General features: G+C 45.1%; 16 protein-coding genes. 8 read left to right on the forward strand and 8 right to left on the reverse strand.

The window, feature by feature from the left end; genetic code table 11:
* Positions 1-32: 32 nt before the first annotated feature.
* Both INR79_RS23540 and INR79_RS23545 read left to right on the forward strand, forming a co-directional pair.
* Positions 33-395, forward strand: a complete 363-nt coding sequence (locus tag INR79_RS23540) for a winged helix-turn-helix transcriptional regulator (RefSeq protein ID WP_223097168.1) — start codon at positions 33-35, stop codon at positions 393-395.
* Between the two features lie 119 nt (positions 396-514).
* Entirely contained in the window at positions 515-1,102 is a 588-nt protein-coding gene (locus INR79_RS23545; RefSeq protein WP_223097169.1) for a hypothetical protein, read from the forward strand.
* Between the two features lie 13 nt (positions 1,103-1,115).
* Here INR79_RS23545 and INR79_RS23550 read toward each other — a convergent pair whose 3' ends face one another.
* Positions 1,116-1,574, reverse strand: coding sequence for a hypothetical protein (locus INR79_RS23550; protein ID WP_004400361.1), 459 nt, complete (start codon positions 1,572-1,574; stop codon positions 1,116-1,118).
* 300 nt (positions 1,575-1,874) lie between these two features.
* Between INR79_RS23550 and INR79_RS23555 the strand changes: the two genes are divergently transcribed.
* From INR79_RS23555 to pstB, 4 genes are all read left to right on the forward strand, one after another.
* Positions 1,875-2,915 carry a PstS family phosphate ABC transporter substrate-binding protein gene (locus INR79_RS23555; protein ID WP_223097170.1) on the forward strand — a complete coding sequence of 347 codons (1,041 nt, stop codon included), beginning with the start codon at positions 1,875-1,877 and terminating at the stop codon, positions 2,913-2,915.
* 55 nt (positions 2,916-2,970) lie between these two features.
* Entirely contained in the window at positions 2,971-4,353 is a 1,383-nt protein-coding gene (gene pstC, locus INR79_RS23560) for a phosphate ABC transporter permease subunit PstC (protein WP_022607680.1), read from the forward strand.
* Positions 4,346-5,650, forward strand: coding sequence for a phosphate ABC transporter permease PstA (gene pstA / locus INR79_RS23565; protein WP_223097171.1), 1,305 nt, complete (start codon positions 4,346-4,348; stop codon positions 5,648-5,650). Before pstC ends, pstA begins: the two co-directional genes overlap by 8 nt.
* A gap of 128 nt (positions 5,651-5,778) precedes the next feature.
* Positions 5,779-6,531: a phosphate ABC transporter ATP-binding protein PstB gene (gene pstB, locus INR79_RS23570; protein ID WP_198763758.1), complete on the forward strand. Its 753-nt coding sequence runs from the start codon at positions 5,779-5,781 to the stop codon at positions 6,529-6,531.
* A 72-nt stretch (positions 6,532-6,603) separates the two neighbouring features.
* On the opposite strand, the gene gntR is transcribed toward pstB, so the two are convergent.
* The 6 genes from gntR to INR79_RS23600 all read right to left on the reverse strand — a co-directional run bounded on the left by gntR (position 6,604) and on the right by INR79_RS23600 (position 12,747).
* Entirely contained in the window at positions 6,604-7,599 is a 996-nt protein-coding gene (gene gntR, locus INR79_RS23575) for a gluconate operon transcriptional repressor GntR (protein ID WP_022599270.1), read from the reverse strand.
* Positions 7,600-7,746: 147 nt separating this feature from the next.
* Positions 7,747-9,231 carry an NADP-dependent phosphogluconate dehydrogenase gene (gene gndA, locus INR79_RS23580; RefSeq protein ID WP_223097172.1) on the reverse strand — a complete coding sequence of 495 codons (1,485 nt, stop codon included), beginning with the start codon at positions 9,229-9,231 and terminating at the stop codon, positions 7,747-7,749.
* Positions 9,228-9,737: a gluconokinase gene (locus INR79_RS23585; protein WP_022599268.1), complete on the reverse strand. Its 510-nt coding sequence runs from the start codon at positions 9,735-9,737 to the stop codon at positions 9,228-9,230. Before INR79_RS23585 ends, gndA begins: the two co-directional genes overlap by 4 nt.
* A gap of 55 nt (positions 9,738-9,792) precedes the next feature.
* Positions 9,793-11,115, reverse strand: coding sequence for a TRAP transporter large permease subunit (locus INR79_RS23590; protein ID WP_223097174.1), 1,323 nt, complete (start codon positions 11,113-11,115; stop codon positions 9,793-9,795).
* On the reverse strand, positions 11,108-11,659 hold the full coding sequence (locus tag INR79_RS23595) for a TRAP transporter small permease subunit (RefSeq protein WP_223097175.1): 552 nt from the start codon (positions 11,657-11,659) through the stop codon (positions 11,108-11,110). The genes INR79_RS23590 and INR79_RS23595 overlap by 8 nt, the downstream gene beginning before the upstream one ends.
* Positions 11,660-11,730: 71 nt before the next feature.
* Positions 11,731-12,747 carry a TRAP transporter substrate-binding protein gene (locus tag INR79_RS23600; RefSeq protein ID WP_022561315.1) on the reverse strand — a complete coding sequence of 339 codons (1,017 nt, stop codon included), beginning with the start codon at positions 12,745-12,747 and terminating at the stop codon, positions 11,731-11,733.
* Between the two features lie 203 nt (positions 12,748-12,950).
* On the opposite strand from INR79_RS23600, the gene INR79_RS23605 reads away from it, so the two are divergent.
* Complete coding sequence (locus INR79_RS23605) at positions 12,951-14,447, forward strand: sensor histidine kinase (protein WP_223097177.1); 1,497 nt, start codon at positions 12,951-12,953, stop codon at positions 14,445-14,447.
* Here INR79_RS23605 and INR79_RS23610 read toward each other — a convergent pair.
* Positions 14,444-14,731, reverse strand: coding sequence for a hypothetical protein (locus INR79_RS23610; protein ID WP_223097179.1), 288 nt, complete (start codon positions 14,729-14,731; stop codon positions 14,444-14,446). The two genes, INR79_RS23605 and INR79_RS23610, sit on opposite strands and share 4 nt — an antisense overlap.
* Positions 14,732-15,346: 615 nt before the next feature.
* On the opposite strand from INR79_RS23610, the gene INR79_RS23615 reads away from it, so the two are divergent.
* The gene (locus INR79_RS23615; RefSeq protein WP_004401396.1) at positions 15,347-16,240 is read left to right on the forward strand and encodes a DUF808 domain-containing protein; all 894 of its coding nucleotides are present in this window, start codon (positions 15,347-15,349) and stop codon (positions 16,238-16,240) included.
* Positions 16,241-16,293: the final 53 nt, after the last annotated feature.

A 16,293-nucleotide genomic window follows, 5' to 3' on the forward strand; every position in this document is an offset into this window, starting at 1 on the left:
TGCAAAATGCAAGTGACTAATTTGAGGTACTAATGCACAAACGTTCTATCTGTCCTCTTGCCAACTGTTTGGATTTGGTTGGTGATAAATGGACACTGATTATTCTGAGAGATATGTATCTGGGCAAGCGACGTTATGCAGAGTTCTTAGAATCAGATGAATCCATCACCACTAATATCTTGGCTAGCCGGCTAAAAGAAATGCTGGAAAGTGGGTTGATCGATAAAAGGGCATACCAGGAAAAACCAGTGAGATATGAATACTTTTTATGTCAACCTGGAAAAAAATTATTGCCCGTGGTTCAGGCTATGTCTCTTTGGGCTGAAGAGCACGTTCAGGGCTGCAGGATTCCGCCGAACTCGTTTTACAAACTCAAACCAGACGACCTCAAATAAGGTGCAGCAAATCTTCAGTATGAATAGAATTTTCTGAGCCAATTACGCGGGAGATCATATGGAAACTAATACTGCCACGATTGTGATTCAGACACTGGTTATGAGGGAATAGGCGTCAGATGATTAGAAGTATCATGTGTCTTTCGTTGGTTGCTTGTAGTAGTTCGAGCGCAGAAGTTCTTAAATGGGGTGAGGTATGTTTACCAAAAAGCCACCTGACACCTAGTAGTGTGAGCAGTGCGAATAGTAGCGATCAGAGCTTCGACTCCAGCGACGGTTACGGTCCTTCGTTGTTTTTTGAAGGTGATGAAGTAGCGAAGCATGTCACTAAGTTTCAACACAAAGTTACCTTACCAACTGGCAGTGAGATTTTCGAGAACCTAATGGTGAACCTCACCAAAAGTGATTTTGAAATTCCCGCTCTTGGTAACAAAAAGCTCAAACAATCTAAAGAGTTGAAGTCGCTTTATTTCCATGAAGGGACAAGCCAATACGACTGGTTGGCATTTCAAAAGAATGCAGACGGTTATGAATACTGGGGTTCGTGTGACTCGGACTCGGACTCGGGTTCAGATTACACCTGTTTGAGAAGTGCAAAAATCAATGACGTCTATGCCAGTTACTATGTGAGCAACTATAACATTCGTCACTACCAGCAAATTGAAGCGTTTCTTGGCGACTGGCTAAATTCGCAGAGATGTAAGTAGGTTTTCTGATCGCTTACTGGTACAGATACAGAGACAAAAGATAATTGAGTTGCTCGTTTATTTGTCTCTCTGGGTAGCTTTCATCTTCAATGTTCCATGGAATGAACTTGTCATGCAAAGGGAGGGCTTTGGTGTTCGCCAAAGCACTTGGGGTGAGTGCGATAAGGTAGTCGTAATTCAGATGGTTACAGGAACTCAACTGCATAGCCTCGACACAACTGATGCTCTCCATATCCAGCTTTTTAAGTAGCTTTTTTGTTGTATGATCGGAATGATTGCAGGTAGCGGCATAGATATCGAAAAAGCTGCCTGCCTTTTCTTTTAAAATGGATGCAGCGAGTCCAGACCAGGCGCTTTTACCGTCACACAGAAATAGCACCCGCGGCTTTCGCCCCCCTTTATTAGGTACTTTTGCAGTTTGATTTGAGGTACTTCTTCCCTTAAATGTTAACGGGCGGCTCGGCTTTTCCATAGCGACTCTCCATATCACCAGTCACTCAACCCTAGACGTAAAATATCGAGCTCCCAAAAAAAGAATGAGCGATCTTTGATCGATCTTTCACTTCTTTTTTCTGTCAAATCATATTAATTAAAGTGTCAATTAAATGTCATTTAGCCCTCCTACTGTCTAAAACATAACCGCGATTTTCCTGGGTGAAGGATGTACTGCCAGCGAGATAAGCGGGGATATGTTGAGAATGCTCGACAGAGCAAAAACACTTCAAATCCAGATTTTTGGATCACTACGTTTAAATCGACTTGGAGGTTGATTGTGAAATTGAAAGCTTTGATCGCGGCGAGCTGTGCCGCAGCAGCAGTGTTCGGTGCAAGCCATGCCGCCGCTGCTTCCCGCGACTACATCAGCATCGTTGGTTCGTCTACGGTTTACCCTTTTGCAACTGTGGTTGCAGAACGCTTTGGACGTACCAGTAACTTTTCTGTACCAAAGATTGAGTCTACTGGTTCAGGTGGTGGTTTGAAGTTGTTCTGTGCAGGCGTTGGTGAAAACACACCAGACATTACTAACGCTTCTCGCAAAATTAAAAGCTCGGAAATCGAGTTGTGTGCGAAGAACGGCGTCAAAGACATCGTGGAAATCAAGATAGGCTACGACGGTATTGCCTTCGCAAACTCTAAGAAGTCTAAGCAACTGGATTTAACGCTGAAAGACATCTTCCTGGCTCTGGCGAAAGTCGTACCAGACGGCAAAGGCAGCTATATCGACAACCCATACAAAACCTGGAGTCAGGTTAACCCAGCGCTTCCTAACAAGAAGATCGAAGTGCTTGGTCCTCCACCCACATCCGGTACGCGTGACGCGTTTGTAGAGTTGGCAATGGAAGGCGGTTGTAAGACGTTCTCAGAAATTAAAGCTCTGAAAAAGTCAGACAAGAAAAAGTATAAGGCGATTTGTCACGGTATTCGTGAAGATGGTGCGTTCATCGAAGCGGGTGAAAATGACAACTTGATCGTTCAGAAACTGGAAGCGAACCCAGCGGCATTCGGTATCTTTGGATTCAGCTTCCTGGATCAAAACTCAGACAAGGTTCAGGGCTCAAAAATCGCAGGCGTAACGCCAACGTTTAATGCCATTGGCGACGGTTCTTACCCTGTTTCACGCTCATTGTACTTCTACGTGAAGAAAGCGCATGAAAAAGTCATTCCTGGACTTAAGGAATACGTTCGTGCTTTCACTTCAGAAGACGCAATTGGCGATGAAGGTTATCTGGCAGACCGCGGATTAATCCCGTTGTCTGCAAGAGACTGGAAAGTGGTACGTAACGGAGCCATGGATCTGACTCCGAACCTGTAGTCACTCCAAACGAGGAAGGAGATGTTCTCCTTCCTCTAATTTCAGGAGTTGTAGTATGGATACTTCGACACTGGTTGTCGTTTTGCTCGCGCTCACTGCCGTAGCATTTTATCTGGCCCGTCAACGCTCGTTGGCCGTTGCATCTCAGTCCGGCGGTCTGAACAGCCTTCATTCTCGTCCGGCTTATTACGGTTCTTATGCTGCTGCACTTGCCGCAGTACCTGCTCTTATATTACTGGTCATCTGGCAAAGTCTGGAGCCAACTCTGGTTTCCTCTTTGGTCATGGCGCAAGTCCCGAGCGAAATCATTAAACAGATAGGGTCCGAGAGCCTGGCATTTAGCCAGGTGGTGAACATCGCCCGAGGCATTACGCCTTCGGAAGATGCAGCGATGCTGAGTGCTGCTGAGCATTACCAAAGCCTGAACGCCACAGGGAACACATTGCGAGTTGTTGCAATCCTGTCTGTGACCTTACTGGGTTTAGCCTATGGCTGGCGTGCAGTCAGACCCAAACTCAAGGCAAGAAATCACGTAGAGAAGATGCTGCAAATCTTCCTGCTGTTCTGTTCGACTTTAGCCATTCTGACCACCGCAGGGATCGTGTTGTCGGTGCTGTTTGAAGCAGTGAGATTCTTCCAGATTATTCCGGCGACAGATTTTATTTTCGGTCTGGAATGGTCGCCGCAAATCGCTTTGCGTGCGGATCAGGAAGGAGCGAGTGGGGCATTTGGCGCTATTCCGCTGTTTACCGGAACATTGATGATTTCCTTTATCGCCATGTGTATTGCCGCACCCGTTGGATTGATGAGTGCAATCTATCTGGCGGAATATGCAGATGCGCGAGTAAGAAACATTGTAAAACCCGTTCTGGAAATATTGGCCGGTATTCCCACTGTTGTTTATGGTTTTTTCGCGGCTTTAACTGCTGCTCCTTTCATTCGAGACATTGCTCATGGAATTGGCATCTCCAGTGCTTCATCAGAAAGTGCTTTAGCAGCGGGGGTAGTGATGGGAGTGATGATCATACCTTTTGTCTCTTCTTTGTCTGACGACGTGATCACCGCAGTGCCCCAGTCTCTCAGAGACGGATCTTTAGGCTTAGGGGCAACCAAATCGGAAACGATTCGTCACGTGGTAGTACCCGCAGCATTGCCGGGTGTGGTAGGTGGATTATTGCTTGCTGTATCACGTGCCATTGGCGAAACCATGATAGTGGTGATGGCAGCAGGATTGTCTGCCAATCTGACTGCAAACCCTCTCGATTCGGTTACGACAGTAACGGTGCAGATAGTGACTCTGCTGGTGGGGGACCAGGAGTTCGACAGCCCCAAAACACTGGCTGCATTTGCTCTGGGTTTAACCTTATTTGTTGTCACCTTAGCGCTGAACTTTGTCGCCCTGAGAATTGTGAAGAAGTATAGGGAACAATATGACTGATCAATTACAACGTATCTCAAGTATCAAAAAAGAGCGAATCCAGTCGGGTTTAGCCGGACGCCTTGGGCGTGAAAGCCGCTTTAAGGCTTATGGTATTACTTCGATATCACTGGCATTCAGCTTTCTTTTCGTGCTGATTTTTTCCATTGTGAGTGAAGGCTATACCGCTTTTTATACCACAGAAATAAAACTTGAAGTGACGCTGTCACATGAAAGGCTGAGAATTGAAGACGGTGATCTCTCTGAAGAGGTACTCTTTAGTGCCAGTTACCGAAACGTTCTGCGTGATGCGATAAAAGCAGCACTGCCAGACGTTGAATCAAGACGAGAACGCCGCGAACTCTATCGCTTTATATCAAATGGAGCGGAATACGATCTGCGTGACCGAGTGCTCGCCGATTCCTCCTTAGTAGGTCAAACCATCACGTATTACGCCTTGGCGGGTGACAACGTTAATCAGTTTAACAAGGGGAATATTGATGCGAGATTGCCGGAAGACGAGCGCCAGTTCAAAAACAAAGACATTGAATGGTTTAGCGAGTTAAAGGCTCAAGGGCGTATCAATACCACGTTTAATACCAACTTTTTCACCAATGGCGACAGCCGGGATCCAGAGCTTGCTGGGATTTGGGGGGCGACAGTGGGTTCATTCTTCACCCTGCTGATAACTCTGGCTCTGAGTTTCCCAATCGGTGTGTCGGCTGCCATTTATCTGGAGGAGTTTGCTCCTAAAAATCGGGTGACCGAACTGATTGAAGTCAATATCAATAATCTGGCCGCCGTGCCCTCCATCGTATTTGGTTTACTGGGTTTAGCGATTTTTCTGAATTTTGCTGACCTGCCACGTTCTGCCCCTCTGGTTGGTGGCTTGGTACTTACTCTTATGACGTTGCCGACCATCATTATTTCCAGTCGTGCGGCTATTAAAGCAGTGCCTCCGTCTATTCGGGATGCGGCACTTGGGGTAGGGGCATCCAAAATGCAAATGGTCATGCACCATGTTCTGCCTCTGGCTATGCCGGGCATGCTGACCGGGACCATTATTGGGATGGCGCAGGCGCTTGGTGAAACTGCACCGCTACTTATGATAGGCATGGTGGCGTTTATTGTGGACATTCCGTCAGGGCCGATGGATGCCGCAACTGCACTTCCTGTGCAGATATATTTATGGGCTGAAAACCCCGAAAAAGGATTTGTCGAAAACACCTCTGGCGCAATCATGGTGCTGCTGGCGTTTCTGGCATTCATGAATGCATGCGCGGTTGTTATGCGCAAACGCTTAGAGCGTCGTTGGTAGGAGATAGAATTATGGTTACGACAACAGTAGACGCAATGGATGGTTCTGGCATGGAAAAAGCCCATCCACCAGAACATGCGGCAGCGCCAGACAGAACCATTGGCATTCCACTGGTTGATAACCCGAGAATGTCAGCACGCGACGTTCATGTGGACTACGAATTTGGCGCAAAGCCAGCGATTCGTGAAGTTAGCCTGGATATTGCTGAGAGAGAAGTGTTGGCGATGATTGGCCCTTCTGGATGTGGTAAATCTACATTCCTGCGCTGCCTGAACCGCATGAACGACACAGTACCCGGATGCATGGTCAAAGGCTCAATCACATTAGACGGCAACAATATCTACGATAAAAGTGTTGAAACGGTGGAGCTGCGCTCTCAGGTGGGCATGGTATTCCAGCGCCCGAATCCGTTTCCGAAATCCATATACGATAATGTTGCTTACGGTCCTAAAATCCACGGTTTGGTAGACGATAAAGATCAACTGGACGAACTGGTTCAGCAATCTTTAGAGCGCGCCGGCTTGTGGGCAGAAATAAAAGATCGCCTAGACCAGCCTGCAACTGGATTATCTGGTGGGCAGCAGCAACGTTTATGTATTGCGCGAACCATTGCAATTGCGCCAGAAGTTATCCTGATGGACGAACCCTGTTCAGCGTTGGATCCTATTGCGACAGGCATTATTGAAGAACTGATTGAAGAGCTGAAAAACAACTTCAGTATTGTGATTGTTACCCACTCGATGCAGCAGGCCTCGCGGGTTTCGGATCGCACCGCCTATTTCCACCTTGGGAATTTGGTAGAAGTAAACTCCACAAAACGCGTTTTCGAGCAGCCAGAACATGTGTTAACCCAAGACTACATCGGCGGTCGGTTCGGTTAATCCCGACTGTCAGTAAAAAATGAAAAAGGAGCCTCTGCTCCTTTTTTAATGATTAGGTGGCATGGGAGAGGGTTAGAGGCTTTCACCCATGTTGATTTGATAGCTTAGATCGATGACAGGTTCTGAGATAGGTTCCCCGGCAAGTCGTTTGAGTAGGTGAGTAGCAGCCTGAATGCCGATCTCTTCACGTGGCGTTATTACAGTGGCCAGTTTTGGAGTCATCGCCTGGCTAATATCATGACCATGAAATCCTGCAATTCCTATCTGATCTGGCACGCTGATGCCTTGTCGAATGCACTCGTAAAATGCTCCAATTGCCAAGTCATCGTTGGTGCAGAATATACCATCGGTATCTGAATTACTTTTTAACGTTTGCTTTAACAGCTCTGCGCCCAGTGTGAAGGAAGAGGCAGACTCGGTTTGCAATTCCAAAGGTTCTAAACCAGCCTCTTGCATCGCTTCTCTGTAACCAGCCATTTTTAATTGGGTTCTTCGATCCATTCGAGCTGCAAAATACGCAATATTCTTACGACCAGAATCGATCATAGCTTTCGTCATAGATTTAGCGGCTTGATGATTGTTGAAACCTACAGCTTGCTGGAGCCGTTCAGACACACTATCCATAATTTCAATAACTGGAATCGAGGCGACTTCCAGCATCTTTTTGGCTTTGGGGGTATGTTCGTTTTCTGAGAGAATCATCGCGTCCACGTTGTAAGAGAGTAGCGATGCAATATTCTGTTCTTCTACTTCGGCGCTATAGCCGTAGTGAGCAATCATAGTCTGATAGCCAGCAGGCGCAGTAATTTGCTCAATTCCGCGAATAACTTCGGCAAAAACCTGATTGGTCAAAGATGGAACAAGTACGCCAATGGCTTTGCTTTTGGCATTAGAAAGAATATCTGGTGCACGATTAGGAATATATCCTAACTCTTCAACGGCTTGCTGAATTTTGACACTGAGTTTTTCAGAAACCTGAGAAGGGTCGCGTAAGCAGCGGCTGACAGTCATTTTAGTGACCCCAACTAAATCCGCGACATCCTGTAGTGTTGGCCGTTTTTTCTTCACTGGTTATCACTTAACGAATATTTCATGTTACTGGTAACAGTCTATCCGCATACCTAGGCGACCTCAAGATTTAGAATTCAAAGCGTTATAGGCTTTCTATTCTGAGATGACCATTGATACATCCAAGTGATTTTTAGATTCGAAAGATTAGGGTATCTCTACTTCTTGCCGATTTTCTAACTCCCAAGTCAAATGAAAGGTTTTGGATTCAGTTTCATCCACTCTCTGGTATCCATGAGCACCAAAATAATCTCGCTGAGCCTGCAATAGATTTGCGGGCAGAGCGCTACAACACATACTGTCGAAATAATTCAGAGAAGAAGTTAAAACAGGGGTGGGAATTGCGCTTTCGATAGCAAACCCGATGGTTTTTCTCCATCTGACTTCCCTTGCTTCGATAAGCTTCTTAATATCCGAGGCTAGCATAAGGTTTTCAAGGACTGGGTCTTGGTTATAGGCATTTGAGATTAACCTTAGGATCTCTGCTCTGATAATACAGCCTGCTCGCCAGATATTGGCAATACCAGCGAAATTTAAATCCCAGTTTTGTTCTAATGCGGCAGTTCTAATCAGGTCAAACCCCTGAGCGTAAATAGCAATTTTGGCACACAACAGAGCATCACCTAGAGTTTGAGCAGTAAGAGATCGCTCGGGACTTTTCAGTTTCTGTTTAAGGTAGTTTTTTTGGAATGAAGCCCTAAGAGGTTTTCTTGCACTGATTGCTCGAGCGAACACGGCTTCCGATAGACTAGGTGCAGGGCACCCGAGCTCTAAACTGTTGACTGCTGTCCATAACCCGGTGCCTTTTTGTTGAGCGGTGTCCAGTACCATATCAACAAATGGCTGGCCACTTTTGGGGTCATTCTGACGAAGGATGTCTGCGCTGATTTCAAGCAAATAGCTCGATAGGGTGGTGTGTGACCACTGTTCAAATGTGTCAGCGATTTCGTTTGTTGTGAGCCCCATACCGTCCTTCATCAACTGGTAGGCTTCACAGATAAGTTGCATGTCGGCGTATTCAATTCCGTTGTGAACCATCTTTACATAATGACCCGACCCAACAGGTCCAATGTGTTCACAGCAAGGAGAAACGTTGGAGTTGACATTAAGTGTGACGCTGTCACTATATTTTGCTGAAATTAACTGCAAAATTGGACGCACAAACTCCCAAACTTGTTTGTCACCGCTTGGCATTAACGAAGGTCCAAATCTCGCACCTTGCTCGCCTCCGGAAACAGCAGTAGTAAAAAACTTAACTTTTCCGCTATAACGAACTTCACGAGAGCAGGAGTCAGTCCACAGGCTGTTGCCCGTATCAATGACAATATCTTCATTCGTTAATCCAGCCTGAATAAGAGCTTGGACAACATCATCTACGATGTGACCAGCTGGAACTGATAGAAAGACGATTCTCGGGCTTTTGCTTTGAGCAACCAGTGCTTCAAAGCTATGAGCGGGGACGAAGCCCGTTAGGTTATCTAAAGTGCGAGCCTCACGGTGCGTTTTAGCGATATTCTCTGCATTTCGATCAAATCCTACTACGGAGTATCCATTATCTATCAGGTTAAGCGTCAGGCTTTTACCCATTACGCCCAATCCAACCATACAGATACTTGAATCTTGTTGGGTCATTGCATCTCTCCACGGATTTTTTTTATTTGTGCCAGCGCCGATTCCAGAACCTCATCAGCGCTCACAGATACATCAATAACAATGGCTTCGCCTGGCTTGGGTTCAACTAAAGTAGAAAATTGACTTTCCAACATCTGCCTGCCATTGAAATAATGGTTTGATCTGCTCTTGTGACGTGACCAGATAGTGTTAAAACTGCCTTGTAAGTAAACAATGGTGACATCTTCGTTGTTGGTCCGAAGAATGTCTCTGTAATCTGGCTTTAAAGCCGAGCAGGCAATGACGGCGTTGTCGTGAGAAACAAATAATTTGTTCAACGAATGCAGCCAGCCGAATCGATCTTCATCGGATAGTGGAATGCCTTGCTGCATTTTTTCAATGTTGGCTGCGCTGTGGTAGTCGTCACCGTCGAAAAATTTGAGGTTAAGCGTTTCTGCAAGCCTTTTTCCAATTAGGCTTTTACCACATCCCGATACACCCATAACCAGTATTTTTTTGGTATTCATTCAACATGTTTCCTTAACGCCAGATCGACATCTGGCGTTGATATTATTCTTAAATCTATTGCCACCAAAGGGCCAGTTGTGGAAAGGCGATAACCAGAATTAGAGCCAGAATCTGTAGTCCAATGAATGGGAGAAGAGAAGTGAAAATTTCTCCGAGACTGATGTCCTTTGGTGCTACTGACTTCAAGTAAAATGCTGCGGGTCCGAATGGTGGGGACAAGAATGAAACCTGCATATTAAGGCAGAAAACTACACCAAACCAAATTGGATCGTAACCCAAGCTGTTAATGATTGGTACGAAGATTGGCATGGTGAGCAAAGCAACGCCTACCCAATCTAAGAACATGCCCAATACTAGGAGGATGACCATCATAATCAGCAAAGTTACAGTTGGGTTACCCCCACTGAGTGACAGAATGGTTTCCTCGACGAAGTCGATTCCCCCCATTAGGTTGTACACTCCAACCAAAGCAGATGCGCCTATTCCGATCCACATTATCATACCGCAGGTGCGCATTGTCGCGATCGCACTTTCCTTTAACATGGTTATGGACATCTCTTTTCGGACAATGGCGCTGATCATAATACCGACGACACCAAGGGCCGAAGCTTCAGTAACGGAAGCTACGCCGGTATAGATGCTTCCAAGAACGGTAGCAACTGAAAGAAGAGGGAAGAATAGAGCTTTAAAATAATTTGGCGTATCGGCATGATCTTGCTCTAATTCTTCAGCACTTGGCAACGGTGCAAGACTAGGGTTGAGCTTACATCGCACCAATACATAAATAATGTAGAAAGAAGCCAGCATGAAAGCGGGTGCGAATGATGCTTTGAACAGGTCACCAATAGACACGCTTGCCGTCAAACCATAGATGATCAAAACGATGCTTGGAGGAAGCATTGTGCCTAATGCCCCACCAGCACAAGTAGTGCCGATAGCGAGTTTTCTGTCATAACCCAAGCGAAGCATTTGCGGCAAAGCCAAAATACCCAAGAGTACGGTTTCACCGCCAATTACACCTGACATTGAAGCAAGCAGTACCGCAACAAAAAGAGTTTGAACTGCAACACCTCCTCGCACTTTTCGCCCCACTGACTTCATGGCATCGAAGAGATCTTTAGCTATACCTGAACGGTCTAGCAGCGCTGCCATCAAAACAAACATTGGTACAGCTAAGAAAATATAACCGTCGACAAACCCATACATTCGGCTAGTTACTAAGGGGAGGGCATCTATACCAAACCATCCCAAGGTAAAAAATAGGGCGACAAAACCAGTAACAAACGCAAGCTGCATACCAGTTAGAAGCAGGGCAATCATGATGGCGAGCATCAACAGACTGCCCCAGCCAATTCCAATCGAAGACAATTCAAACATGATCACGCTTCCTTAAACCGATGATTTCAGCGATCAAGTGCAAAACAAACTGCAGCGTTAGTACGCACAGAGCGACAAAAATAATACCTTTCAGTAACGCGGGGTAAGGAGGATTCAGAGAGGATCCAGAAGTTTCGAGCCTAAACTCTCCCCAAGGTGCAAACCAGGCTTCAGAAGCCATAATATAAGCGGCGTAAGCCATCATTCCTGCGAAACATAACCCCACAATGTGGTGAACAATATTGAGGTATTGGCGAGTTCTAGGTGAAACGTGGTCGTAGATCAAAACCACACGGACATGTCGGTTCATCGCGAATGCATATAATCCACCAATAACAAAGAGTGAACCACCTAAAAAGGAAGCGGTTTCATGAACCCATGTGGTTGGTGAATTGAAAACGTAGCGCATCAATACTTCATAGAAAGAAATGGCTACGGTAAAAATAAACAAAAGGCTTAGCAGGTTACCGATTTTTATAATCCAGCGATCAAGTGCATTTTTGGGTGCATCGTCGGTGGTGTATTCGTTTTCGGGCGATTTCATACAGCAAAAATTCCACGTTTAAAAACGTTTCAAAAAAGCAAGCAGCACCAAGGTCTGCTTGCCCAATGTGATTACAGCAGACCGTTGTTTTCCAAGAACGTGGTGACTGAGTCATATACTTTTTGTGCGTTAGGAGATCGTTTGGCAAATACCTCCCACTGGCTCTTCGCTATCTCACGGAATTTCTTACGCTCTTCTGCTGACCAATCGTGAATGGTGATTTTTGGGTTGGCAGATGCTTCTTTGACCGCTGCCTGATCAGCAATCTTCAATTGAGTCGTCATATCATAAGAAAAATCTCGAACCGATGTTTTCAAAATAGTTTGCAGATCTTCTGGCATCTTCTTCCAAACTTTCTGGCTAACGGAAATATCGATAAGTGGCAAAGAGTGGAAGCCTGGCTGCACAGGATGAGTAGCTACATCATTCATCCCTGCTTTCTGGTTAGTGGAAAATACGGTGTAATCTGCTGCATCAATAACGCCTTTACTCAAACCAGTAAAGACTTCAGACCCCGGTAAATTAACAGGTGTTGCCCCGGCAGCTGCGAATACTTGTTGCACCAATCCTTCAGGTGCACGAAGTTTAAGGCCTTTCAGATCCGCCACTCCATTTAGCGGCACTTTTGATACAAACGACTCTACGCCTGTAGTAGATGCACCCACAAATTGAACACCATAAGGGGCGTACAACTCAGTCATAAGCTCATTGCCACCACCATAGTTCATGTATTGCAAAAGCTGAGTAGTATCGGACCAGGCTCCTACCATGTTTCCAATGAGACCAAATGCAGGGTCCTTACCCGAAAAATAGCCAGTTGCCGTTACATGTCCATCCAGAATACCAATCTTAATGGCGTTAAGGGTTTCCGTATGTTTCACAACAGCGCCAACGGGCAAAAGATCAATATCAATTCTGCCATTGGACATTTTTTCTACTCTTTCAACCCATTCCTGCTGAACTTGAAAGTTCTTGTCGCCGGATGGGTCTGAAGACTGAATCTTGAGATTGAAATCAGCAGCAAATACGGTTGAAGACATAGCTGCTACAACAAAGGTGGAGATGAGCGTTTTAGGTAGTGTTTTCATTAAGGACGTCCCTTTTTAGTTTCACATATGTCCCGGCTATTGTTGTAATGTTACCGGTAACGTTGTGATAAAAATGTTACCGGTAACGTAATGTAATTGTCTTTGAAGTAGATCACATTGGTTAAAATTTAGCTCAATCTCTTAACTACCGATAATTTTATCTATACTCAAAACAGTGCGTAATTCTGAGCTGATTAGAAAAAATGAGCATTTTAAATAACAGAAAAGACAAAATGCTAAGAGTGTCGATGATTGTTTTAGCGCTTCTTGTGGTGCTAGTGATTTGGGCAACGAGTTCCCTGATTCGGCTGAACATCAAAGCGGAAGAAACGATTTCACTTTCTGAGAAGCGAACTGAGGCCATTTTAATGGCGACGTCTTCTTTAAATCAGTTGGAAACAGAGCTGATACAGCTAGTCGCCGTTAATGATGAGGAACGGATACGCGAAAGTGCTGATGCCTCAATACTCGCCAGTGAAGCGCTGGAAGAGTCGATCAATAACCTGAATCAGCAAATGCCTGACCACCAGGAAGTGAAATGGTTATTGATTCTGGTGAAAGAGATGATCCCGGAACGGATGGAAATCATCGCTCTGGCTAAGAGAAATTCGGATGCTATTGCTTTAGAACTGATTAACTACATGTCACCGAAGACAACGGAAGTTACCGACATTCTGACAAGTCTGGTTCAGGACGACCAGAAGTACATCAATGCATTACTGCGAGACATTCGGCAACGGGAATATACAACGTTGGTGATCATTCTTTTCATGATGGTGGCTGGTGTTGTTGTTTTGGTTTCGGTGATCAATCGTCTCGGTAAAACGTCTAAAGAGCTCGATGAGCTGAATCTCCACCTTGAAGAGCAGGTACAGAAAAGAACCAAGCAACTTGAAGATTCGTTTGAGGATTTAACAGACAACATTTTTGCTCTGGAAGAGACTCAGGCAAAACTGGTGGAATCAGAAAAAATGGCGTCTCTCGGTGTGCTGGTAAAAGGCGTTGCGCACGAACTAAATACACCCATTGGTATTTGTATTACATCTTCATCCCACTTACGTGAAAAGGTGAAGAGCTTTAATGATCAGTTGTCTGAAGGAAAGCTCACCAAAAAGAGTTGTGAGCTGTTAGTTGAGAATGCGGCGTCTTGCCTTGAGATGGTGGAGGAGAACCTAGAGAAATCGTCTCAACTCATCCAGTGTTTTAAAAAGATTGCCATAGAGCAGGAAGAAGCCCGTGAAGACGCGGTAATGGTGAAGGAGCTGGTTGAAGATATTGTCACCAGTAACGGATTCTCGTCATCCGATAACGTTGAAATTGCGATAGAAGGGCAGGCGGGGATTTCGGCATTTGTTTCCAGAGAGGCGCTGTGCGATGTACTCAACAATCTGATAGAAAATGCTATCTGTCACTCTCAGGAACAATGCGATAAACACCGGATAGAAGTTGATACTCAGATCATCGGGACGGATATTCGAATAGCAATTTCAGATAAGGGCAAAGGAATTGAGCAGGAAGATTTGCCTAAGATATTTGACCCGTTTTTTACGACCCAAAGAGGCAAGGGGAGAAATGGTCTAGGGCTAGCGGTGGTATATAATCTGGTCACTCATTTGCTTGAAGGGAAAATCAACTGCCAAAGTGAACCAGGCCAAGGCACAACTTTCGAGGTGATTTTCCCTTACAAACCGGCAATTTAGCGTGAGATTGCATCCTTATCAACATAGAGCTTGTCCCCAAGCCGAGTTTCCACCAACAAATACCCTTTATTTGGGAACGCCTTCACTATTTCTACCCTACGTTTACGTTCTAGAACGCGGCAATCATCAGGAAGGTTGGTTGTTTTCTTAACGGCTTTTCTTTTCATGAACTTTTGCATGGCAGCGTTGTTTTCACATACAACCCGATTTTTTGGAATCGAGATGTCAGCCAGAGCATTAGCAGATACAAAAAGAGTTAGAGCAAACACACAGATTTTCTTCATGACTTTAATCCTGAATCTTAGAATGGCTCTAATGGTATAGCGTTCCATAAAAAAGTAAAGCGAATCGTGATTGAGAAACGAGAGAAAATGTTTCATATGCGGGAATCACATTCGTGTAAGTAAGTGAAATATAGATAAATGTACCAAACTTATGGGTAAGGGTTCTGTAACTACTTGTTATTTAACAATAGATCGGCAATGAGTTATGCCAAAAATAGATATTTAGAAATGTAACAAAGTGTTATAATCTGTATCTCGAGGTTTCAATATGCCTCATAAACAATTTGTAATTGCTGCCCAATTTGGGCGGCGCACGTTTTATACCCAAGTAGCCTCAAGATACTAGGTTCAGCGAGACTTAACTGGTTTTCAGGCAAGGCATCGATTTGATGATCTAGTGGGTCTAAATCAAGAATCGATAACGCAGTATGAAAGCCAGTTAAACTCGCCCTTGGGAGCCCATATTCTGTCCCATTTCATCGTCAAAGAACTTGGAAAGGACTCGTCATTCCGCGGCGTTCTTTTTCTTGAACTGAAACAGAATATGAGGCTCTGAATCCTGCATCTTGAGGTCACTTGGGTATATGAGATGTCGTTTCTTATCTGAAGGAATTTATGGCTGGTTTAAGTCTTTTAACGTTGTTGGATGATATCGCTACTGTTTTGGATGACGTGGCAGTAATGTCAAAAGTAGCAGCAAAGAAAACTGCAGGGGTACTGGGAGATGACCTTGCTTTAAACGCTCAACAGGTATCTGGTGTAAGAGCTGAGCGTGAGATCCCTGTTGTCTGGTCGGTCGCAAAAGGGTCTTTTAAGAATAAGCTGATCTTGGTGCCTGCTGCATTAGCAATCAGCTCTGTAGCACCTTGGCTTATTACACCACTGTTGCTCATTGGTGGTCTGTTTCTGTGTTATGAAGGGGCAGAAAAGGTAATAGAGAAGCTCTTTCAACATAATGATGAGGAAGAACCTACCTCCATATCCGAGCATGTAGAAAATCTGGAAGAGTACGAGCGAAAGAAGATTTCTGGTGCGATTCGAACGGATTTTATTCTATCAGCAGAAATTATCGTGATAGCACTTGGTACGGTTCAGGAAAGCCCGTTTATGACTCAGGTTCTGGTCGTCAGTGTGATAGCACTGCTGATGACGATTGGCGTGTATGGCTTAGTTGCAGGGATCGTCAAGCTGGATGACCTTGGTTTCTATCTGCAAAGAAAAGGGGAATTCCTCTCTGCCATTGGAGATGGGCTTGTCGCATTTGCGCCCAAGCTTATGCATACATTGACGGTAGTCGGTACTTTGGCGATGTTCTTGGTCGGCGGTGGTATTGTGGTACATGGAGTGCCTGTTGTTCATCACTTGATCGAATCGCTGATTATGTCGATCCCGTCGATTCCATTTATTAACGGGTTCCTGCCTACACTGCTCAATGGAATGGCAGGCTTCATCGCAGGTCTGTTTGTGGTGTTCATTATGACCATAGTAAGCAAAATGCGGGCTTCCTAGAGAAACACTAGGAACCATTTATTCAGTAATTCCAAAGCGCAGCTATCCGGCTG

This window comes from Vibrio sp. SCSIO 43132 (assembly GCF_019904195.1).
Lineage (GTDB): Bacteria > Pseudomonadota > Gammaproteobacteria > Enterobacterales > Vibrionaceae > Vibrio > Vibrio nigripulchritudo.